Source organism: Flavobacterium chungangense LMG 26729 (genome assembly GCF_000735715.2).
Classification (GTDB): domain Bacteria; phylum Bacteroidota; class Bacteroidia; order Flavobacteriales; family Flavobacteriaceae; genus Flavobacterium; species Flavobacterium chungangense.
On record NZ_JASY01000001.1, the window covers coordinates 189,512 to 212,144 of the forward strand.

A 22,633-nucleotide genomic window follows, 5' to 3' on the forward strand; every position below is an offset into this window, starting at 1 on the left:
GGACTGTATTTTTATAAAAAAATGATGAAGAAAATATACTCGTTAATTATAAGTAGTCTTTTGACTTTAAGCAGCTTTGGGCAGTCTCAAGGTTCCGATAGCCTGAATATCAATAAAGACTTAAAATTTAAATATGAAGCATTAATTATTCCAGGTGTTTTAATTGGATATGGAGTTATTGGGCTCGAAAGTCACACCCTTAAAGACATCAATACAGATACTAAAAATGAAATAAAAGAGCATATTGACAAGAAGTTTACTATTGATGATTTTTCACAATATTCTGCTTTTCTGTCTGTTTATGCTCTAAATGCAGCAGGCATTAAAGGGAAAAATAATTTCAAAGACCGCACAATTATTCTGACCTCAGCTTATTTAATTATGGGAACAACGGTAAATGTAATTAAAATGACAGGAAACGAAATGAGACCTGATGGGACTTCAAACAACTCATTTCCTTCGGGGCATACAGCAACTGCTTTCATGGGAGCAGAATTTTTGTATCAGGAATATAAAGATGTATCTATATGGTACGGTGTTTCAGGATATTTGGTCGCTGCAGGAACGGGATTTTTCAGGATGTATAACGACAGACATTGGTTTAGTGATGTTGCAGCCGGAGCCGGTATCGGAATTTTGAGTACTAAAATAGCCTACTGGCTTCACCCTGTTACTAAAAAAATATTCAAAAAAAAGGAAAATCTAAACGGAGTGATTCTGCCAGTATATAATGGCAGAGAATATGGACTTGCAATGGCGGTATCATTTTAGAGGGGATTTAATTCACCCGTTGGTTGAAATTAAAAATAATTGTCAGGCTGAGCGGAGTCGAAGCCCTTTTGTGTTCAAAAGCCTTCGACTTAGTTTATCCTGAGCGAAATCTAATGGACTCAGGATGACATCAATTCCTTAAGTTGTAAATAATGTTTTTACTCCCGATTTTATACCTTTTATAATCAAATCAATTTCACCCAATGGGTTTAATTCTTAAAATTAATTAGCGTTAGTGTTTTCTTTAGTTCTCCATTTCCTGATCCCTTATTTATTGTTCTCAGTTAGTTTAAAGTTATGTGTAAGTTTGAATTTCTTAACTTTGCAAAATGAAAGAGAAAATAATAAGAGAAGTTTCGAAGTTTAACAATGAACTTAAGCTCCAGGGATTTAAAGCATTCCAGATAGAAGATGATGGTGCTGAAACCAGAACTTACAGCAGAAAAGAATTTTATAAAATCTGCCTTACGACTGGGAAAAGTAAGATTCATTATTCGGATAAAACCTATGAGCAGGAAGGTACAATTCTATTTTTCGGCAATCCGCACATTCCATATTCCTGGGAAACCATTTCCACTACTTATGTTGGCTACACTATTTTATTTTCAGAAGAGTTTTTTAAAAACTCCGAACGTTCGGAAAGCTTACAGCAATCGTCGTTTTTTAAAATTGGGGGAACACCTGTTTTGAAAATTACTGAAGAGCAAAGAACTTTTCTTAATACTATTTTTCAGAAAATGATTTCGGAGCAGGAAAGTGATTATGTGTTTAAGGATGAGTTGATTCGAAATTATATCAGTCTTATCATTCACGAATCTTTAAAGATGGAACCTTCTGAAAATTTCGAACAAAATAAAAATGCATCTTCCAGATTGTCATCTGTTTTTTTGGAATTATTAGAAAGACAGTTTCCTATTGAAACGACTTCGAATCCACTACAATTAAGAACGGCACAACATTACGCAAAACATTTAAATGTGCATATCAATTACCTGAATCGTGCAGTAAAAGAAGTTACCGGAAAATCTACGACTACTCACATTACAGAACGAATCATTACAGAAGCCAAAGCACTTTTGCAGCACACTGACTGGAGTATTTCTGAAATCGCTTATGCACTTGGATTTGATTATCCAACCTACTTCAATAATTTCTTCAAAAAAGTTACCGGAACTAATCCAACCGCATTTCGTTCAGCTCAAGTTTGAATTTCTTAATCTTTGGTTTGATAATCGTTACTGTCTTGCTTAAAGGCACTCATACCTTTGTATCTGATTATTTAATTCAAATACAATGTCAGATTCAAACCCTGTTTTTAATACTGCGCCATTTCAAAAAGATATTTTTGAGCGGCTTTTAACTGGTGAAACCATACTGCCTAATGATTCGCAGATAACCAGATTAAGAGAGGAAGCATTTGCTTTGAAAGCATTACTTACTCAGATCAATAATTCATCGAATCCTGAAGAAATCACGCAAATATTGAGCAGGATTTTAGATAAAGATGTTCGGGATACTGTCGTATTTACACCTGTCTACATCAATTACGGAAAACACATTACAATAGGCAAAAACGTATTCATCAATTTTGACTGTACCTTTTTGGCATTGGGCGGAATTACGATTGAAGACGACGTTTTAATTGGTCCGAAAGTCAGCCTCATTACCGAAAACCATCCATTAAATCCTCTGGAAAGAAAAGGACTGATTTGCAAACCCATCCTCATCAAAAAAAATGCCTGGATTGGTGCCAATGCGATCATTTTGCCTGGCGTAACAATTGGCGAAAATGCCGTTGTAGCAGCAGGAGCGGTTGTCTCGAAAGATGTTCCGGATAATACCTTCTTTGGCGGCATTCCAGCGAAATTCATTAAAAATCTTCAATTTTAAAAGACATAATTATGAAACGGAAATTCTTAGTAGCATTTATAACTATTCTTTTCACTTTTTCTTTTTCTACCGCAAGTTGCAGCAAAGATAATGAAACAGCACCGTCTCCAAATACTGGTACTGGAAATAATACCCCTTCAACATCCAAAATGAAAATTACAATTGGTACATCAGTTTTTACAGCAATATTATATGACAACCCAAGTGCGGCTGTATTCAAGTCAATGCTGCCGCTTAGCATAAATATGACTGAGCTGAATGGAAATGAAAAGTACTACGTTTTCAAGGTACGCTTCCAACAAATGCTTCGGTTGGTGGAGCTATAAAAGCTTGTGATTTAACGCTTTACGGAAATAATGTACTGGTGCTTTTTTATAAAAGTTTCAATACCTTATACCGCTATACCAAACTCGGATATATTGATAATCCTTCTGGGCTTGCTGATGCATTGGGTAACGGAAATCTAATCGTAAAATTTGAGAATAATTAAAAATAGTATAAAATGAAAAAAGCATTGGCAATCGCAATATTGTTTCTGGCAACAGGACAATTATTTGCACAAAAAGTAAAATTAAATTCAGAAAAAATGAATACATCAAAAGAACATTATACATTTCAATTAAGCGATAAAGTAACCCGTAAAAAAGTATCCTTCAAAAACCGTTACGGCATTACATTAAGTGGAGATTTATACTTTCCAAAAAATGCAGGAACTGAAAAATTATCTGCATTGGCAATCAGCGGACCTTTTGGAGCGGTAAAACAGCAATCATCAGGATTATATGCTAACCAAATGGCAGAACGCGGTTTTATAGCTTTGGCATTTGACCCATCTTATACAGGAGAGAGCAGTGGCGAACCAAGAAATGTTGCTTCTCCGGAAATCAATACTGAAGATTTTAGTGCAGCTGTTGACTTTTTAGGATTACAGAAAAGTGTAGACAGAAACAAAATAGGTATTATCGGAATTTGTGGTTTTGGCGGTTTTGCGTTGAATGCAACTGCTATAGACAAACGAGTGAAAGCCGTTGCCGCTACAAGTTTGTATGATATGACCAGAGTAATATCAAAAGGCTATAATGATTCAGTAACACTGGAACAAAGAACCCAAACACTCGAAGCTTTGGGTCAGCAGCGCTGGAAAGATGCCGAAGCAGGAAAACCGGCAGATGGTCCAAGAAATTTACCTGAAAAACTGAAAGGAGACGAGCCTCAATTTGTAAAAGAATATTTTGACTATTACAGAACGCCGCGAGGTTTTCAGGTTAATTCTGTCAACTCAAACGGCGCCTGGTTAGTAACCAATCCACTATCCTTTATGAATATGCCAATTTTGACTTATGTAAAAGAAATTTCGCCAAGACCTATGCTATTAATTGCCGGTGAGAATGCACATTCAAGATATTTTAGTGAAGACATTTTTAAAGTAGCAAATGAACCAAAAGAATTGATAATTATTCCAAATACTGTTCACGTAGATTTGTATGATAAAGTAGATGTGATTCCATTTGATAAATTAGATACTTTCTTTAAAGAATATTTGAAATAAAACCAAAATCATAAAAACCGTTGACATTCATCAACGGTTTTTGTATTTAAAACAGATCACCTTTCTCTAAAAAGTGTTTGTTTTGGAAAACAAAATCACAGAAAAAACAATTTAACCTAACCAAAAAGGGTCATTTATGAAGCAAGGGGTTATCTTTCCTTTTTTTATTAATTTTTTACCATCCTCCTTTAAGCCCTTCTTTCAAAGCATTATTATATTTTTCTAAATCAAAACTGTACAAATCCGGTGCTTTATGTGCTCCGCCTTTTCTGGATTCGTCTAATTTTGTTAGAATATCATAACGAAGAATTTTTCTGTAAAAGTTTCCTCTGTTTAATTTCTTTCCTAAAATACCTTCGTATAATTTTTGAAGTTCCGGCATTGTAAATTTCTCAGAAAGAAGGTTATAACCAATTGGATGGTTGTTTAATTGTTCACGAAGTGTCACTAAAGCTTTGTTAAAAATAGTTTGATGATCCATCATGAATGCGGGAAGATTTTCGATAGAATGCCATTTAACAACGCTCGAGAATTCATCAATATCCATTTTTACCTGCCCATGCTCTGCTAAAGCATAATACCCAATAGAAACAAATCGTTGTTTGTGCCACATGCTGTCATCATATTCTTCAAAAGCAAATTCAGAACGATTTAAATTTCCAAAAGTGTAAAACTGCTGCAGGTAAATATTTTCAGTTCCTGTTCTGTCTTTTAAGATGCGAATTGCAGCATTGTCAACATTTTCGGTCTTTTCGACATAACCTCCAGGAAGTCCCCATTCTTCACGGTCTCTCAATTTTAAAAGTAGAACCTGAAGTTCATTTTCGTGAAAACTGAAGATAACACAGTCAATAGAAAGTGTTGGAATATACTTTTTCCAGGACTCTTCAGAACGTATTTCGAGTAGTTTTTTAAATTCCATGAGGATACAATTAGATTCAAATTTAAACTTTTTAATAGGTATAAGTCAAATAAATTAAGTTTTTACTTACGATTTATTGAGCTGCACAAAAAAAACAAAAAGAGATATTTTCTTTTTTTAGAAACTTCATTCGAATTTTAGGGAATCAATTTTTAAAGATGTCTTTTTTTCAATAATTACTGGACTTTACGCAAACGAGGTAGTAATAAGTAAGTTTGAATTTGACAATAAGAGGATATCTCTTTGTTTGTTGTTTTTATGGTATTTATAGTTTGTTTTTTATGCGATATTGAAAATTATAACATCAATTATTTGCTGATATGAGAAATAAAATTTAATATTGCTTCATTATGAAGCAATGAAAATTTCATTTTGAAAACCTAACTAAAACTACTCATGAAAAAATTAATTATTGCCACAATCTGTTTGGCGTTTTATCCAGCTTCTGAAGTTTTTTCGCAAGAAAAAAAACAACAAAAAGCTACAGATTCGATTAAAAAAAATATCAAAATTGTAGAATCAGACACCAAAGAAGAAAAAAATAGAAATGTAATGCTAAATGCGGCCAATAATACCGGACCGCGTGATGTAAATATTGGTCTTCCCTCAACTGTGGGTGGAATAACCATTCAGGAAAATGATCTGCCGGTGGTATATTATTTCTGGCCAGAATTGCCAAACAGAACCTGGAGACAAAGTAAGAGCTTAGAAAAAACCGGATTATTGAAAATTGGAGAAGCGGCAATTACCACAGGAGATTTAGGTTTTGCAGTTAACTCCTATACTAAACTCGGAACAGATAAATTAGAAATTGTCGGAAACCTTTCCGGTTCTAGTTTCGGATGGATGAAAGGAGACTTAAACGTTTCTGGTCCATTGGCAAAAGGCTGGTCATACACCATGGGAGTTTACGCCAATTTTGATCCGAATTCTTTCGATCTGAAATTTGCTAATTATTCAGACCGAACTCAAATTTACAGAGCAGGTTTGACAAAGAAATTCAATAACGGAAAAGGACAAATCAGTTTCTTATACAAGTATGCAAATTCTGCATCTTTAACAAATTATGCTGTTTTTAGATATAAAGAAGGTGGAAAAGTTGAAGAATATAATGATTTTAAAATTGGACGTGATTCGTATATTGTAAACGACGGAACTATGAAGTTTAAAGATATCATGACCGGCGAAACTAAATTTGCAGACATGGGCGGAAGTGATGCTGCATCGACTTCTCACACCTTTGATATTTTAGGAAATTATGACTTAGCCAACGATTGGAAATTCAATTTCTCAACTCGTTTTCGCTATGCTGAAGCTTCTCAGCTAATTGCTATTCCACTTGGAATTTTCCAGGCAAGTGCAGCAGATAATTTCAGTTATAAATCAACTGGAAACGCATATGCTGGAAATGTAAATTCGATGTTGGGATTATACACAGACGGAATTCCTACAAAAACAGCGCTTTCCAGATTTGAAATTAAAAAGAATGTAGAAAAACACAAATGGAGATTTGGTCTTTTAGAATACTATTACCAGGTTGATGATTTTACTTCAAGCCGTTCTTTTTTTAACCAGACAGTAAGTGCAAATCCGGATAAATTGGTCCGTAATACACCAGGCGGAACTTCAAATACTGATGCTGACGGATTTTACAACTATAATGTAGGAGGTGAATACCACAATGGTTTCGAAAACAAATTATCGGGTTATTTCTCAGATAATTGGACAATCAGCGATCGTTTCAGCTTAGCTTACGGAGTGAATCTGCGATATCACAAATTAAAAGGTGATTATTACCTGACGCCAAGAACACCGGATTTAATTTTTGATCCAAGTCAGAAAACCTATTTTGATAACAATTGGTTTCACTTAGGAGGTTCTATTAATGCGGTTTATAAAGTAACAAAAAGCGCCGGAATCCTTGCCGACTTTACCTATACAGAAAAAAATGGTCAGTTAGAAAGCTACTCAGGAGCTGTGGCGCCAAATATGGCTAAAACAAAAAGCCCATTAGCGGCTTTCGGATTGTATTTCAATCAGGAGAAATTTAGTTTGGTTTCTCAGGCGACATACCTAACGAGAAATAATTATCAGGCAAGATTAAATTTAGTAAACCCGTCAAATGCCAGTCAGTCAGAAGTGGCAACAGTTTTCTACGATATTCAGACTTTGGGCTGGACTACAGATATCGTAGCAACTCCGTTCAAAGGATTTAATCTGCATTATTTAATTACGTTTCAGGATCCGGTTTACAAGAATTATGATTTTTCAGCTTTTGGAAATAATTATTCTTACAATGATAAAAATGTATTGGAAGTTTCTAAAGTATTAATGGAAATCGATCCAAGTTATACCTACGGAGATTTCAAGGTTTGGGCGAGCTTCCGTTATTTCAGCAAGCAATATGCGAACTTAACAAATGCCTTATATTTTGCGCCAAGATGGGAAACTTTTGGAGGAGTAAATTACAAAATCAACAATCATTTTGATATTGGTTTAACGGCAGTAAACTTCTTAAATCAGACTGGGGCAAAAGGAACCATCAACGGAGCAGAGTTAATTACAGATGCTTCAGGGTATTACGATCAGCTTTTGGTGGGATCTTACATCCGTCCATTTACATTGGAAGCTTCTCTTAATTTCAGATTCTAAATTTTATTTCGATGAAAAAAATAATTATAACTGTCGGTTTTGCTTTTTTTCTGAGCGTTACATTGCAGGCACAACAAGCCAATTTTACGATTGTTAAAAATAATAAAGGTGTAGATTTGGGATATTCTCCCGAATCGGGCATCAAAATTTTGACAGTCAATGGTAAAAAGTTCAAAGATTTAAACAAAAACGGAAAGCTCGATAAATATGAAGACTGGCGCCTTTCAGCAGATGAACGTGCGAAAGATTTAGCTTCAAAAATGTCGGTTGAACAAATGGCAGGATTGATGCTTTACAGCCGCCATCAGGCGTTGCCGGCTCCGGTTGAAGGTTATAGAGCAGGTCATTATAACGGAAAATTATATCCTGAAAGCGTTGCAAAACCCTGGCAATTGACAGATGAACAGCAAGCATTTCTAAAAGAAGATAATCTGCGCCATGTTTTGATTACAAGTGTAGAAAATCCCGAAGTTGCTGCTTTGTGGAACAATCAAATGCAGGCTTTTGTAGAAGGAATTGGATTGGGAATTCCGAGCAACACAAGTACAGACCCGCGTCATACGGCAAATGTAACTTCAGAATTTAACGCAGGAGCGGGAGGAACAATTTCAATGTGGCCTGACGGTTTAGGAATGGCTTCTACTTTTGATCCTAAAATTTTAGAACAGTTTGGACAGATTGCAGCAAAAGAATATCGTGCTTTAGGAATTGCAACCGCTTTATCTCCCCAAATCGATTTAGGGTCTGAGCCAAGATGGTACCGAATTTCGATGACTTTCGGCGAAAGCCCGGCTTTAACCAGAGATATGGGAAGAGCCTATATTGATGGTTTCCAGACTTCATATGGAAAAGACGAAATCAAAAACGGCTGGGGTTACAAAAGTGTCAACGCCATGGTAAAACACTGGCCAAGCGGTGGTGCCGAAGAAGGAGGACGTGATGGCCACTGGGCGTACGGGAAATTTGCCGTTTATCCGGGAAACAATTTACAGCAACATATTGATCCATTCATCAATGGCGCTTTCAAATTGAAAGGAAAAACCAGTAAAGCTTCGGCGGTAATGCCTTACTACACCATCACTTTTGATCAGGATAAAAAGTATAATGAAAATGTAGCCAATGGTTTCAGTAAATATATTATTACCGATTTATTAAGAGATAAATACGGTTACGATGGCGTTGTCTGTACAGATTGGTTAGTAACCGGAGAAGAAGGTAAAACACCAAATCTTTTTGCAGGAAAACCGTGGGGAGTTGAGAATCTTTCTATTGATGAAAGACATTACAAAGCCATTGTTGCCGGAGTAGATCAGTTTGGTGGGAATAATGATAAAAAACCAGTTTTGGCTGCTTATGAAATGGGGGTTAAAGAATTTGGCGAATCTTTTATGAGAGCCAGATTCGAAAGATCGGCAGTGCGTTTATTGAAGAATATTTTCAGAGTCGGGCTTTTTGAAAATCCGTATTTAAATGTTGAAGAAACGAAAGCAATTGTTGGAAATTCTGAATTTATGAAAGCTGGTTATGACGCTCAGTTAAAATCGGTTGTATTATTAAAAAACAAAGCTTCTGTTTTACCTTTAAAAGAAAAGAAAACGGTTTTTATTCCGAAGATTTATACCGCTTCAACCAAAGACTGGTGGGGAGTTGCGAGTCAGCCGAAATTGGAATATCCGGTAAATTTAGAATTGGTTAAGAAATATTATAATGTTACTGAAGATCCGTCAAAAGCAGATTTTGCGATTGTTTTTGTAAGAAGTCCACAGAGTTTAGAAGGGGGGTACGATTTAAAAGACAGACAAAACGGTAGTAATGGTTATGTACCGATTTCACTTCAATACGGAACTTACACTGCAACTGAAGCGAGAACAAAAAGTATCGCTGCCGGAGATCAGGTTATTGATCCGACAATTAAAGACAGAACATACAAAAACAAAACGGTTACCGCTGCAAACACTATGGATTTGAGAACGATTCTCGATACCAAAGATATGATGAAAGGAAAACTGGTTATTGTTTCTGTTACAGCAAATAAACCAATGATTTTTAATGAATTTGAAAGAGAAGTGGACGGAATTGTTCTGAATTTCGGCGTTTCTTCTCAGGCTGTTTTGGATATCATTTCAGGAAAAACAGAACCTTCAGGATTGCTTCCGGTGCAAATGCCAGCAAATATGGAAACGGTTGAAAAACAATTTGAAGACGTTCCTTATGATATGGTTCCGCATAAAGACAGTGAAGGAAATCTTTATGATTTTGCTTATGGACTGAACTGGAAAGGTGTTATAAAAGATGCCAGAACGGAAACTTATAAGAAAGAATAGTTTAATCGCGCAAAGTTTTTTTGTCATTTCGACGAAGGAGAAATCTTAATAAGTAGCTCCGATCCTAAAAGTAGCCAATCTTTGTCGAGTTTCTCGCGGAGATTTCTCCTTCGTCGAAATGACAAACTTAATGTGATAAAAAAAATGTTAAATAAGACTTGCAAGAACCATAAAAATATAAATCTACGTGAAACAATAAACAACACTATGAAAAATAAAATCACAATACTATTCGCTTTTCTAATGCTTGCAGGAATCACAGCAAAAGCACAAGAAACCGTAAAACTATATGCCGGAAAAGCACCAGGATCTGAAAACTGGACGCAGAAAGAAGCCCAAATGTATTCGGATCTTTTTAAAACCGAAGTGGTTTACAATGTAACCGATCCAAGTGTGTTGGTGTATCAGGTTCCAAAAGGAGTTAAAAATACAGGAACAGCAATTGTTATTGCGCCAGGCGGTGGATTTCAAAGCTTATCCATTAACAGAGAAGGAAAAGAACTGGCAGAAATTTTAAGTAAAAAAGGAATCACAGCTTTTGTTTTAAAATACCGTTTGAATAAAACCGAAACCAACGATCCGGCAAGGGAAATGATGGACAAATTAAAAGACAGAGCCGCTTTTGAAAAAAAATCTCTGGCAACAATTCAACTGGCCGCAAAAGACGGAAAAACAGCTTTGAACTACGTTCGCAGCAATGCTTCAAAATACGGTATCGATACTAATAAAGTAGGGATTATTGGTTTCTCTGCCGGAAGTACTGTCGCAATGGAAACGGTTTTGGATAATAAAGCAGAAGAGCTTCCAGATTTTGTAGCCAATATTTATGGTGGACCAAGACCAGAACTTTTAAACGTTCCGGCACCGGAAAAAAAGATTCCAATGTTTGTCTGTGCTGCAAGCGACGATCAGTTGAAATTGGCTCCAAGAAGTATTCAAATGTATACTAAATGGCTTGATGCAGGTCAAAGTGTAGAATTACACATGTACTCTAAAGGCGGACACGGTTTTGGAACAGGAAAACAAAATTTACCGGTCGATTCATGGGAAACCCGTTTTGAAGAATGGCTTTTACTGCAAGGCTTTTTAGCTAAATAAAGATGGAAGGTTTCACGCAGATTTAAAGGATTTAAGCTGATAAAGGCAGATTTTTTTAATTAAATCTGCTCAAAGCTGTCTAAATCTGCGTCAAAATTAAGTAAGACTTTAAAAACTATATATTATGAAACATACAATTATAAAAACAGCCAGAGTTACGCTTTTAACGGCGTTAGTACTTTCTAATTTATCATGGAAAACCATTCCGAATGATGAAACGAATCCGCCTCTTGTTACTGTTAAAGGATTTACGTTTGCTGATTTCAACAGAAACGGAAAATTAGATGTTTGGGAAGATACGCGTCTTTCTGTAAATCAAAGAATTGACGCGATCATCAAAGAAATGACGAATGCAGAAAAAGTAGAATTGTTAATCGGAACCGGAATGCCTGGAATCGAAGTTTTAACCGGCCCGGTTGGAGATTCAAAACAAGGCTTAGTGCCGGGAGCGGCAGGAGGAACAGCTGCTTTTGAAAGATTCGGAATTCCGGCAACCGTTGTAGCCGATGGTCCTGCAGGTTTACGAATTGCGCCAACCAGAGAAAATGATTCTAAAACGTATTATGCAACAGCATTTCCGGTAGGAACGGCCTTGGCTTCGACCTGGAATAAAGCACTTTTGGAGGAAGTGGGTAAAGCAATGGGGAATGAAGTAAAAGAATATGGTGTTGACGTTTTATTGGCACCAGCTTTGAACATTCACAGAAATCCATTAAACGGAAGAAATTTCGAATATTATTCTGAAGATCCGCTGATTTCAGGAAAAACGGCCGCAGCCATTGTTAATGGAATTCAGTCGCAAGGCGTGGGAACTTCAATCAAACACTTTGCAGTGAATAACGAAGAAAGTAACCGTTTGACTATCAATGCACATGTTTCAGAGAGAGCGATTAGAGAATTGTATTTAAAAGGTTTTGAAATTACAGTTAAAGAATCAGATCCTTGGACCATCATGTCTTCCTACAATAAACTCAATGGGGAATATACTTCAGCCAGAAAAGATTTGTTGACGGAAGTTTTAAGAAACGAATGGGGTTACAAAGGAATTGTAATGACAGACTGGTTTGGTGGTTTCCCCGGCTTTGAATCGATTAAAGACGGTTCAAACTCTGATGTTGTAAAACAAATGATTGCAGGAAACGATCTTTTGATGCCAGGAATTCCTGTTCAGAAAAAAGCGTTGTTAGAAGCTTTAAATTCGGGGAAATTATCTCAGGAAGTGGCGAATACCAATGTAAAAAGAGTTTTAGAATATATTTTCCGTACGCCAACTTTTGCAAAATACAAATACAGTGACAAACCAAACTTAGCTCAAAATGCTGCAGTAACAAGAAAAGCCGCTGCAGAAGGAATGGTTTTGCTTAAAAATGAGAAAAACGCTTTGCCTTTCGCTGACAAGCAAAAAGAAGTTTCATTATTCGGAGTGACTTCGTACGCGTGGATTACAGGTGGAACAGGATCTGGAAGTGTGAATAATAAACATACAGTTTCTCTTTTAGAAGGATTAAATGCTGCAGGTTATAAGTTAGACAAAGAATTAGTTGATTTGTACACACCTCACGCAGAAAAAGAAGTAGTTGCAGAGAAAGAAAGAAGAAAAGCAAGAGGAATTTTGGCTTTGCCGGAAAGACTTCCGGAACTAAAAATGGACGATGCTTTCCTGGCTAAAAAAGCAGCAAGTTCTGAAATTGCTTTTGTGACTTTAGGAAGAAATTCCGGAGAAGGCGGAGACAGAGTGGTCGATAACGATTTTAATATGGCAACTGAAGAAATCGAAATGCTGGATAAAATCTCCAAAGCTTTCCACGCAAAAGGTAAAAAAGTAGTAGTGATTTTAAATATTGGCGGTGTAATCGAAACTGCTTCCTGGAAAGATAAAGTTGATGCTGTTTTATTAGCGTGGCAGCCAGGTCAGGAGGGAGGACATTCTGTTGCTGATGTAGTTTCAGGAAAAATCAATCCATCCGGAAAATTGACGATGACTTTCCCCGCGAAATATTCAGATACACCTTCAGCTAAAAACTTCCCCGGATTCCCAATTGACAATCCAAAAGAAGTTATTTATGAAGAAGGCGTTTATGTTGGATACCGTTATTTCAATACGTTCAACATTAAACCTTCTTACGAATTTGGTTTTGGAATGTCTTATACCACATTTGAATATTCTGGTATAAAATTGAGTTCACCAACTTTCAAAGATAAATTGACGGTTTCTGTTACGGTTAAAAACACCGGAAAAGTGGCAGGAAAAGAAGTGGTTCAATTGTATCTTTCGGCACCTTCAAAATCAATTGACAAACCGAAAGAAGAATTAAAAGCTTTCGCTAAAACAAAAGAATTGAAACCAGGAGAGAGTCAAACATTGACATTAACGTTAGCTCCAAAAGACTTGGCATCTTTCTTAGAAAACAGAAGTGCGTGGATTGCTGAAGCAGGAGAATATAAAGTACTTGCAGGAGCATCATCATTAAATATTAAACAAACGACATCATTTTCTGTTGAAAAGGAAATTACTGTTGAAAAAGTGAAGAAAGCTTTTGAATTAGATTCAAAGTTTACTGAACTTAAACCTTAAATTTAGTTAGTTATTGTTGTTAAAAGACCGTTTCAAGTTTTTGAGACGGTTTTTTTTATCGCTTTTACTGAGCTAGAATTCAGTAATAAAGGATTTTTTTTTGCTGCTTCTGCTGACAAAGTTTCAAATTAGAAATAGAGAAGAATGAAGTTGCTTTATTATACGTTTTTCATGAAGCTGGAACCGGATTTTGCACTCCCTGACAGGATGATCATAATGTTGTAGCTATCTGTATCGAACGGATAAGGAAAGGGATTTTCGCTTATATTTTCATTGCTGATGCAGATATATAGTTCGTCAGCCTGTGGCTTTTCACCCAATGCTTCAAGGATATCCGTAATAGAGTTTTTCTTAATAATTTCTTTCACTCAAAGTCTTTTGTAAATATAAAGTTTTTATTAAATTATGCTGGCTACATAATCGTGAGAAAAGCGGAAAGACCTGATTTACTAAAATACCGCACTAGGATATTTCCTTTGTTTATCTTACACTCAAAATCTATAATTGAAATTGATTCTGCTTTTGTTTAAGTTGGTTGAAAGAGAGTTTATGATGTTTTTTTGTTTAATAAAACAAGAAGTTTCTTCAAAATAAAAACAAAATTAGTTTATTTTTGCATTTCTAAGCAAACAAACATTCTTGAAAAAGTATATTATCATATTACTTTGTGGTCTGATTTTTCTTCCTTCTATGGGGAGTATGTTTGTATATGCTAATTTTAAAATAAATCAGCAGGAAATTGCCAGAACTATCTGTATCCAGCGTAAACAGATTTTTAACACCTGTAATGGGCGATGCGAACTGCAGAAAAGCCTTAAAAAATATTCAGATAACGAAAAACAAATGCAGGACAGCCTGAAAGAAAATTTTGAGCTTGTTTATATCTGTGTTTCTTCTGACATTGACTTTACTTTTAATCCTGCAATAGAACCACAACAAAAAAACTTTGCTTTTTTTAAAAGTAAACCTGTTGGAGTTTCGTCAATTACTTTTCGCCCGCCTGCCGGTATTTTATAATTTTAAATCCTTTTCCCAATTTTCATTGGGACTAATTTCTCATTGCGTTAACGCATTAATTGGAGCATTCCTGCTCTGAAATAATTTAATTTTATAAAATACAAATGAAAAAGATACTATACAAAACAGTACTGGTAGCTTTGGACGTATTTATTGCTTCATACTCAAGTGATGATGCAGCTGAAACAGGCAAACTCGGTTTGAAGTTTGACAATTCCTGTAATAATGATCTCATCTTAGATTATGGGGCGAAGCTCTGCCTAAAATCACAGTCAAGATTTCAAAAATGTTCAGGATAGACCATGTACACAACGACTAATTATTCTCTTTGGTAAATTCGGTTTTGAAGCCGGGAAAGATAAGTTTTCTATCGGTTTGAAGGCTATGATTCTAATTAGCCAGAACTTATCATCAGGTAAAATGGAAGCCAACTACAGATGGAGTGTCAATCTGAATTATACTTTATAAAAAATGAAAATAAGTTTAGCTAGTCTATTCTTGCAAAAAATAAAATATGAAAAAAATAATTTTAGTACTGTTATGCTGTGTGCTGGCAGTATCGTGTGAAAAAGCACAAGAGAAACTTCCTATTTTAGGAAATCCGATAGTAAAAGGAAGTGAAACCCAATATCCCCGCATCAAAGATTTTTCCTTTACCAATCAGGACAGTCTTGAGGTAACAAACAATACTTTTTCCGGCAAAATATACATTGCCGATTTTATTTTCCTTTCCTGTCCCTCAATCTGCCCGAAAATGAATGTACAGCTCAAAAAAGTGTATGATGCATACAAAACAAATGACGAAGTGTTGTTTCTTTCTCATACAATAGATCCGGATAATGATACTATACCGCGCCTTAAGGCTTACACGGTAGATAACGGTATAAAAAAGAACTGGCATTTCGTTACCGGAAACAGAGACAGCATCTATAAAATTGCAACAGAAAGCTACTTTGCAACGGCTTATCCTGATAAAAATGAGCCGGGTGGTTTTGTGCACAGCGGCGGTTTTTTGCTCATTGATAAAAACAGACATGTCCGTGGGGTTTATGATGGGACTAATCCAAAAGAAACTAAAAGACTGATTGCCGATGTCAAAAATCTTTTAGCAGAAGACGAAGCCAAATAATAGACGCTGATGAAAAAATGCATCACTTTAATTGTTTTGATGCTGCTTGCGTTTCAAAATGCCGGCAGTCTATGGATTATTGGTGACTTTTACATCAATCAGGATTATATTGCCCAAAATGTTTGTATGAACAGGTTTGATACCGTGCCGATCTGTAACGGAAAATGCTATCTGGAGCAGAAATTAAAAGCGAATGACAGGGAGGAACAAAAATTCCCGACAGTGACCTACAGAGAGGTGCAGCTGTTTCTGCAAAACCAGATTCAGTTTTCATTTACAGTTGTGTTCTTTTCATTGAAAAAGGAATACCCCACGCTGCGGGCATACAATCAGAGATTCAGTTATATTTTTTCTATTTATCATCCTCCCAGATGGGGTTAGTACTCTTGTTTTAGTATTAATCATAAAATAAAAAAAATGCAAATATCAGAAATACCAGATCGGAGCCTGCAATTATTTACAGGTGATGACAGTCATTTCTGGATGGATAATACGGTTAATCTGCTGCAGCGTTTTCCTGTTTTGGAATATCCGCACAGGCAGGATTTCTTCATGCTTCTCTTTATTGAGAATGCAGAGGGCGAAATCAGTATAGATAATCATAAAATCCGTCTGGATAATGCTAAGGTGATTGTTATAAAGCCCCGCTGCATAAGCAGTATAGACATTAACAGAAAAGCAAAGGGAAAAATAATTTGTTTTACGGAAGATTTTTTTTCGCTGCGCTACAACAACAATATTTTAGATCAATTTTCATTTCTTCATGATACTGCCAAATTATTTGTCAGGCTTAGTGACGAAGAAAAGAATAAGTGGGACTATCTGCTTGAAATATTTTTCAAGGAGTTCAGTCTGCATAGGAAAGAATCAGTAAAAGTACTTCGGTCTTATCTTAATATCCTGCTTTTTGATTTAGAACGCCTTTATGATCCTATGGGATTTCTTATTAACAATACGCCTAAACAGCAGAAAATAAAAGAATTTGAAAAACTCATTGACAAAGATTTTAAAATAAAAAAAATGCCGGCAGCCTATGCGGACTTGCTCAACGTAACGCCTAATTATCTCAATAAGATATGCAAGGAAGTTACCAGTTACACAGCAGGCGATCTGATACGCAGACGTATTGTTATAGAAGCGCAGCGCCTTATACATTTCACTAATTATTCTATAAATGAAATTGCCGACCAGCTTGGTTTTGAAAATGCATCTTACTTTGTCACTTTTTTTAAGAGGCAGACAAACAAGACCCCGGAGCAGTTCCGGAGATTATCCAACCAGTAAAAAAATAGAAATGAGAAACAATAAAATTTTAATAATCTTGCTGCTGCTGGGCTTATCAGCAGTGGCACAATTTGTCCAAAAACCACTACTTTATAATTATAATGCTCTTGAGCCTTACATTGATGCCAGGACAATGGAAATTCATTACAGCAGGCATCATACCGGATATGTCAGGAATTTAAATGATGCTGTAAAAGGCACCGTATTGGAAAAAATGACACTCGAGCAGTTATTCTTGCGAGCATCAATATTGCCGGCTTCGGTTAGAAATAATGCCGGGGGACACTATAATCACGAGATGTTCTGGTCGATACTAACACCTGATAAAAACACAAAACCATCGGCTGAACTCCTAAAAGCGATAACAGACAAATTTGGAACCTTTGAAAATTTAAAACAAAAACTAAATCAGGCTGCACTATCGCGTTTCGGTTCCGGATGGGTATGGCTTTATCTCTCCGGTGAAGAACTTCAGGTTAGTTCTACAGCCAATCAGGATAATCCCCTGATGGATGATGTTCAGGACAAAGGAATTCCTATACTGGGTATTGACCTTTGGGAGCATGCCTATTATTTAAAATACCAAAATAAACGTGCTGATTACCTTACTGAGATCTGGAACGTAATAAACTGGAGCGAAGTAAGCAGACGTTATAATAGTGCACGAATCAAATAACCATTTAAACTTTAATACAATGAGAAAAATTATTTTAATAGCCGGTGTTGCTTTTGTTTTTAGCTGTAATAAAAAAGATGCAAAAAAGCATCCGCATGATCATCCGCATACTATGGATTCTGAAGCCACATACAAAGATCCTAATAATCCGCTCAATAAATTAACTTATGCAAGTAATATGGATTTTGCTTGTAACATGGATGTCAGCAAATATGGCGTTAGTGATACTCTTACCTATAAAGGAAAATTATATGGTTTTTGCTCAACGGTCTGTAAAAATGACTTTATGAAAAAGCCGGATGAGTTTCTTGAAAAGAATCAGAAATAATTGTGATGCTTGCTTATGGTAAGCAAAAGGCTGGAAAGTTTGACTTTTCAGCCTTTTGTTAATTTTAAGGCCAGATTAGAAACTGCTTTGAAGTAATTTTAAGTTTCTTATTTTAAAAACTCAAGGGTACCATCTGTCAAATTATAAAACACCCCTACAATTTTTATCTCTCCTTTATCTTCCATTTCTTTAAGAATTGGACTCTTTTTACGAATTTGATCTATGGTGTAAAGTACATTGTTTTCAGAAACATGTTTTACAAATTCATCATTTTTAGAGGTCTTTTTGCCTTTAAAGTCCTGGCTCATTGCTACTGCAGGTTTTATTTTGGAAAGCATTGCTGTAATATTTCCGAGTTTTACATCATCGATGGCTCCTTTTATAGCTCCGCAATGCTGGTGTCCCATTACCAAAACCAATTTTGCTCCTGAAACTTTACAGGCAAATTCCATACTGCCCAATAAATCTTCATTTACAAAATTTCCGGCTACTCTTCCCACAAAAATATCTCCAAGCCCCTGATCGAATACATCCTCGACTGGTACACGGCTGTCAACACAACTTAATACAACTGCTTTTGGGAATTGTCCTGGTGCCGACTTTCTGGCTTGCTTGCTGTGGTCGCGAACAGTGGTTGTTCCGCTTTGAAAACGTTTATTTCCTTCAATAAACTCTTCTAAAATAGCATCAGGCGTAAGTCTGGTTTGTTCTTCCTTCGTCATTACATGAGAAACTACAGGTTTTAAATCTTCAGTCGGAGTCGAAATTGAATTTGATTTTTCTGTTTTTGTTCCATTGTTACAGGAAATCAAAATTGTAGAAAAGGAAAGCATTAATGCTAATTTAAAATGGTTGTTCATTTTTTATTTTATTAAGTCTGCCTACTTTGTAAGACGGTGTTCAGCATGTCCGTTTATTATTTTATATAAAACCGGAAAAGAGGTTGTTTCCCTACCTGGAAACAGCATCTTAAATTTAAATTTTTCTCTTAACGGTATTATTTGCTCAAAATTAGTATTCTTTAATAACGATCATAGTGTATTTAGTAAATTAAAAGGATTGAAAAACTAAACTGATCGGAATAAAATCCACTATAAAAAGTACTGTTAACGAATCTGGAAGGAACGTTTTTTTAAACTTTCTGCTTTTTTGTTTTTAGCAATTTCTGCATTACTCACCGAAATTTGCAGAACAAAAAACAGAATATTTATGGACTTTCCAATTTTTCATTTAGACTGGCTCAACAACAGAATGCTTATTGCCATTATTGCTATTATTCACGTAATGATTAATCATGGTTTAGCTGTGGGATTTATGCCTCTTATTACATGGCTGGAACAGAAAGGAGTAAAGAACAGCGGGAGGGAAGAAATTACCAATTTAGACTGGGATAACAGGGTTTATAATATGATGAAAGTTGCTTTTATCATCACCACAACATTAGGGGCAATGACGGGAGTTGGAATATGGTTTTCTGTGGCTCTTGTAAGTCCCGCGTCAATTGGAAGTCTGATTCGGGTTTTTTACTGGGCATGGTTTGTAGAATGGCTTGTTTTTGTTACCGAAGTAATTTTGATTATGATTTACTTTTTGACATGGAAGAGCAGTAACACATCGCTAAGAGCTAAGTTACTACACATTCGGTTTGGATGGTTTTTAAGTTTGTTCTCCTGGATTACTATGGCAATTATTGTTTCTATTTTGAGTTTTATGATGGATCCGGGTAACTGGAATACTCATAAAAGTCTTCTAAACGGATTTACCAATCCAATTTATCTTCCACAGTTATTGTTCAGAACTCCTACAGCTATGCTTGTAGCAGGTAGTTTTGGAATGCTGCTCGTTACCCTGTTCTTTAAAAAAGGAACAGACTTGAGGCTCAAAGCAGTTAAGTATGTTTCAAAATGGATCATTCTCTGGGCTCCGATTTCGCTTTTAGGAGCTGTGATTTATTACAATTCGATTCCCGGGGCTATGACCGCTAATATGAGTACTGCAGTGGGTACAATGGATTTCAATAAGTACTACGATTTAATGAAATATTTTATACTATTTGGAATATCATCGTCTTTAATTATGGCAGTGCTTGGCCTTTACAAAGCCAAATGGGTAAAAAGTTATATTGTTCTTTTTCCGGTGCTGATGGCTTTTGCTTATCTGGGATTTTTTGAAAGAGTGCGTGAATTCATCAGAAAGCCTTATGTGATAGGAGGGTATATGTACTCTAACTTATTACTCGAAGAAGATTATCCTGTTTATCAACAGTTTGGACTTTTGAAAAATGCCACATACACTACAGTTACAGAAATAACTCCCGAAAATAAAATTGAAGCCGGCAGAAACGTTTTTGCAATTGCCTGCAGCCGCTGTCATACTGCTCAGGGCGTTAATAGTGTTGTGTATGTTTTTGAGCGAATGTACGGCATAGGAAAACCACTTGATATTAATTCGATGGCTTCTTATATACCCAATATGCACAATGGCCGTACCTATATGCCTCCATTTCCGGGGACACAGGAAGAAAGCGAAGCATTAGCTGCATACATACGCAACATTCAGGACTCAGGCGATGTTCTGGAAGGAGCACAATCTGAAGGTGTAGAGGTGAGTGAACTGCAAAACACACAGGCCGTTTTAGCAAATAAAAAATAATAAAATTTAAAAAATGATCAATTTATATATTTCGTTACAAAATAACGTCCCGGTTCCAAAAGATATTCCACTGCCTCTTCCACTGCCCGAATGGTTCTTTATAGTTGTTCTGGTGCTGTCATTTCTGCTCCACATTCTTTTTGTCAACCTGATGCTCGGAGGCTCAATCTTAGCCTTGATAGCTCAGATCAAGGGACTTAAAAATAAGGAATATGATATCCTTGCCCACGAAATAGCCAAAACGATAACAGTGAACAAAAGCATAGCCGTTGTGCTGGGTATAGCGCCGCTTTTAAGTATTAATGTTTTGTATACGATCTATTTTTACTCCGCTAATGCCCTTACCGGATTGATGTGGATAGCGGTAATACCATTGGTAACTTTAGCATTTCTTCTTACTTATTTGCATAAATACACATGGGAGACACTGGAGAACCACAAAGCGGTTCACATTTCGATTCTGGCTCTGGCAACCCTTATCTTTCTGTTTATTCCCTTTATATTTTTAACTAATATCAATTTAATGCTCTTTCCCGAGAAATGGGCGGTAGTGAAAGGTTTTGTAGATGCACTTTTTCTGCCGAATGTTTTTCCCAGATATCTGCACTTTATATTGTCTTCACTTGCAGTTACAGGATTATTTATTTTTTGGTACAACAGCCGAAAAAGCTACAATTTTGAAGAGATCTATCAAAACTTTACACGCTATGATATTCAGAAAAAAGGATATTCTCTTGCCTTCACAGCTTCTATCTGCCAGTTTATGATTGGTCCGCTAGTTTTGCTGACCCTGCCGTCCAAAGGGATGGGATGGAATCTTATTCTGATTATTTTCTCTGGGGTGATTTTTGCCCTCCCGGCTATGTGGCTCATATGGAAAAGGCTTACAGGCGAAAAGGAAAATATTGAAAAAGACTTTTACAAAATAGCAATGCTGCTGGGTATTACCGTTTTGTGCATGGGATCTGGCAGGCAGATATACAGGGCTAATGCTCTGCAAAAACATCAGGAGCTCGTAAAAATTAAAACGACAGAATTTCAAATTCTGAAAAAAGAGGCTTTGGCTAAAGTTAAAGCCCAGCAAGCAGGAGAAGCATTAGCAGATATGTCTGAAGCAGAGAAAGGCCAAAAAGTATTTAGTCAGTATTGCACTTCCTGTCATAAAATAGATGAAAAATTGGTAGGGCCACCTGTTTTGGAAATGGCCAAAATCTATAAAGACAATACTGCAGATTTACAAAAATGGATAAAGAATCCGGGTAAAAAACGTCCGGATTATCCCCAGATGCCCGGTTTTGAATCTCAGCTGGATAAAAAGCAGCTGGATCAGCTTGCAGAATATATCCTTACTATTAAATAAAGAATAAAAATCAGTACTCAATTTCTAACTTAAAATAAAATACTATGACTCAGGTTTTTTCCATTATGATTTTAATTTTTGTTCTTCTTGCCATTGTTTTTCTTATAAAAATAAAATCTGTTGCACTTCAGCTTGTAAAGTCTAAAGAAGTCAACAATCAGGAAAATCAACTTGAAAAGAATTATCAATTTATAAAAGGACTGTATTAGCCAAAGTTGTCCACCAAAAGAAGTTTCTTTTAAATTTTGATAGTTTGGAGCCCTGTTGATGCTGACACACACAGGGCTTCTTTTTTATTTAAAGCAGGACTTAAATTTTAAGAGGTTTACAGACAAAAAGTTGCTTATCAAAATGGTATGTATTGGTAATGCTTTGGTATCTCGTTCCGGTCGCTTAAGTTTTAATT

General features: G+C 36.0%; 20 protein-coding genes and 1 pseudogene. 17 read left to right on the forward strand and 4 right to left on the reverse strand.

The features are described 5' to 3' along the window. Window positions 1-21: 21 nt before the first annotated feature. From JE46_RS00755 to JE46_RS00765, 3 genes are all read left to right on the forward strand, one after another. Complete coding sequence (locus tag JE46_RS00755) at window positions 22-771, forward strand: phosphatase PAP2 family protein (protein WP_031453338.1); 750 nt, start codon at window positions 22-24, stop codon at window positions 769-771. 329 nt (window positions 772-1,100) lie between these two features. Then, entirely contained in the window at window positions 1,101-1,979 is an 879-nt protein-coding gene (locus tag JE46_RS00760) for a helix-turn-helix domain-containing protein (protein ID WP_031453339.1), read from the forward strand. An 85-nt stretch (window positions 1,980-2,064) separates the two neighbouring features. Next, the gene (locus JE46_RS00765; protein WP_051872773.1) at window positions 2,065-2,661 is read left to right on the forward strand and encodes a DapH/DapD/GlmU-related protein; all 597 of its coding nucleotides are present in this window, start codon (window positions 2,065-2,067) and stop codon (window positions 2,659-2,661) included. Here JE46_RS00765 and JE46_RS24430 read toward each other — a convergent pair. Further along, a complete protein-coding gene (locus JE46_RS24430) occupies window positions 2,642-2,881 on the reverse strand; it encodes a hypothetical protein (RefSeq protein WP_236010707.1) in 240 nt (79 codons plus the stop codon). The two genes, JE46_RS00765 and JE46_RS24430, sit on opposite strands and share 20 nt — an antisense overlap. On the opposite strand from JE46_RS24430, the pseudogene JE46_RS24700 reads away from it, so the two are divergent. Next, a pseudogene (locus JE46_RS24700) lies at window positions 2,811-3,151 on the forward strand (cyclophilin-like fold protein). The gene JE46_RS24430 and the pseudogene JE46_RS24700 sit on opposite strands and share 71 nt — an antisense overlap. A gap of 12 nt (window positions 3,152-3,163) precedes the next feature. Continuing rightward, window positions 3,164-4,210 (forward strand): alpha/beta hydrolase, encoded by a 1,047-nt coding sequence (locus JE46_RS00775; protein ID WP_031453342.1) that lies wholly within the window; start codon window positions 3,164-3,166, stop codon window positions 4,208-4,210. 175 nt (window positions 4,211-4,385) lie between these two features. Here the strand turns inward: JE46_RS00775 and JE46_RS00780 are convergent, their stop codons facing one another. Beyond that, a complete protein-coding gene (locus tag JE46_RS00780) occupies window positions 4,386-5,132 on the reverse strand; it encodes an NUDIX hydrolase (protein ID WP_031453343.1) in 747 nt (248 codons plus the stop codon). 396 nt (window positions 5,133-5,528) lie between these two features. Between JE46_RS00780 and JE46_RS00785 the strand changes: the two genes are divergently transcribed. From JE46_RS00785 to JE46_RS00800, 4 genes are all read left to right on the forward strand, one after another. Then, window positions 5,529-7,784: a TonB-dependent receptor gene (locus JE46_RS00785; RefSeq protein ID WP_031453344.1), complete on the forward strand. Its 2,256-nt coding sequence runs from the start codon at window positions 5,529-5,531 to the stop codon at window positions 7,782-7,784. An 11-nt stretch (window positions 7,785-7,795) separates the two neighbouring features. Beyond that, entirely contained in the window at window positions 7,796-10,108 is a 2,313-nt protein-coding gene (locus JE46_RS00790) for a glycoside hydrolase family 3 protein (protein ID WP_031453345.1), read from the forward strand. 207 nt (window positions 10,109-10,315) lie between these two features. Next, window positions 10,316-11,206, forward strand: a complete 891-nt coding sequence (locus JE46_RS00795) for an alpha/beta hydrolase (protein WP_031453346.1) — start codon at window positions 10,316-10,318, stop codon at window positions 11,204-11,206. Between the two features lie 124 nt (window positions 11,207-11,330). After that, complete coding sequence (locus tag JE46_RS00800; RefSeq protein WP_031453347.1) at window positions 11,331-13,781, forward strand: beta-glucosidase; 2,451 nt, start codon at window positions 11,331-11,333, stop codon at window positions 13,779-13,781. Between the two features lie 158 nt (window positions 13,782-13,939). On the opposite strand, the gene JE46_RS00805 is transcribed toward JE46_RS00800, so the two are convergent. Further along, a complete protein-coding gene (locus tag JE46_RS00805; protein WP_031453348.1) occupies window positions 13,940-14,149 on the reverse strand; it encodes a hypothetical protein in 210 nt (69 codons plus the stop codon). 271 nt (window positions 14,150-14,420) lie between these two features. Between JE46_RS00805 and JE46_RS00810 the strand changes: the two genes are divergently transcribed. The 6 genes from JE46_RS00810 (at window position 14,421) to JE46_RS00840 (ending at window position 18,215) form a co-directional block, all read left to right on the forward strand. Next, window positions 14,421-14,798: a hypothetical protein gene (locus JE46_RS00810; protein ID WP_236010708.1), complete on the forward strand. Its 378-nt coding sequence runs from the start codon at window positions 14,421-14,423 to the stop codon at window positions 14,796-14,798. 514 nt (window positions 14,799-15,312) lie between these two features. Further along, window positions 15,313-15,927, forward strand: coding sequence for an SCO family protein (locus JE46_RS00820; RefSeq protein ID WP_031453351.1), 615 nt, complete (start codon window positions 15,313-15,315; stop codon window positions 15,925-15,927). A 9-nt stretch (window positions 15,928-15,936) separates the two neighbouring features. Beyond that, window positions 15,937-16,308, forward strand: coding sequence for a hypothetical protein (locus tag JE46_RS00825; protein ID WP_051872774.1), 372 nt, complete (start codon window positions 15,937-15,939; stop codon window positions 16,306-16,308). Between the two features lie 36 nt (window positions 16,309-16,344). After that, window positions 16,345-17,211, forward strand: coding sequence for a helix-turn-helix domain-containing protein (locus JE46_RS00830; protein WP_031453353.1), 867 nt, complete (start codon window positions 16,345-16,347; stop codon window positions 17,209-17,211). Window positions 17,212-17,221: 10 nt separating this feature from the next. After that, complete coding sequence (locus JE46_RS00835; protein WP_031453354.1) at window positions 17,222-17,887, forward strand: superoxide dismutase; 666 nt, start codon at window positions 17,222-17,224, stop codon at window positions 17,885-17,887. A 19-nt stretch (window positions 17,888-17,906) separates the two neighbouring features. Beyond that, window positions 17,907-18,215 (forward strand): YHS domain-containing protein, encoded by a 309-nt coding sequence (locus JE46_RS00840; RefSeq protein ID WP_031453355.1) that lies wholly within the window; start codon window positions 17,907-17,909, stop codon window positions 18,213-18,215. A 107-nt stretch (window positions 18,216-18,322) separates the two neighbouring features. Here the strand turns inward: JE46_RS00840 and JE46_RS00845 are convergent, their stop codons facing one another. Further along, window positions 18,323-19,075 (reverse strand): carbonic anhydrase family protein, encoded by a 753-nt coding sequence (locus tag JE46_RS00845; RefSeq protein WP_031453356.1) that lies wholly within the window; start codon window positions 19,073-19,075, stop codon window positions 18,323-18,325. Window positions 19,076-19,424: 349 nt separating this feature from the next. Here JE46_RS00845 and JE46_RS00850 point away from each other — a divergent pair, with 349 nt between their 5' ends. Both JE46_RS00850 and JE46_RS00855 read left to right on the forward strand, forming a co-directional pair. Next, window positions 19,425-20,867 carry a c-type cytochrome gene (locus JE46_RS00850; protein WP_031453357.1) on the forward strand — a complete coding sequence of 481 codons (1,443 nt, stop codon included), beginning with the start codon at window positions 19,425-19,427 and terminating at the stop codon, window positions 20,865-20,867. 13 nt (window positions 20,868-20,880) lie between these two features. After that, window positions 20,881-22,227, forward strand: coding sequence for a c-type cytochrome (locus JE46_RS00855; protein ID WP_031453358.1), 1,347 nt, complete (start codon window positions 20,881-20,883; stop codon window positions 22,225-22,227). Window positions 22,228-22,633: the final 406 nt, after the last annotated feature.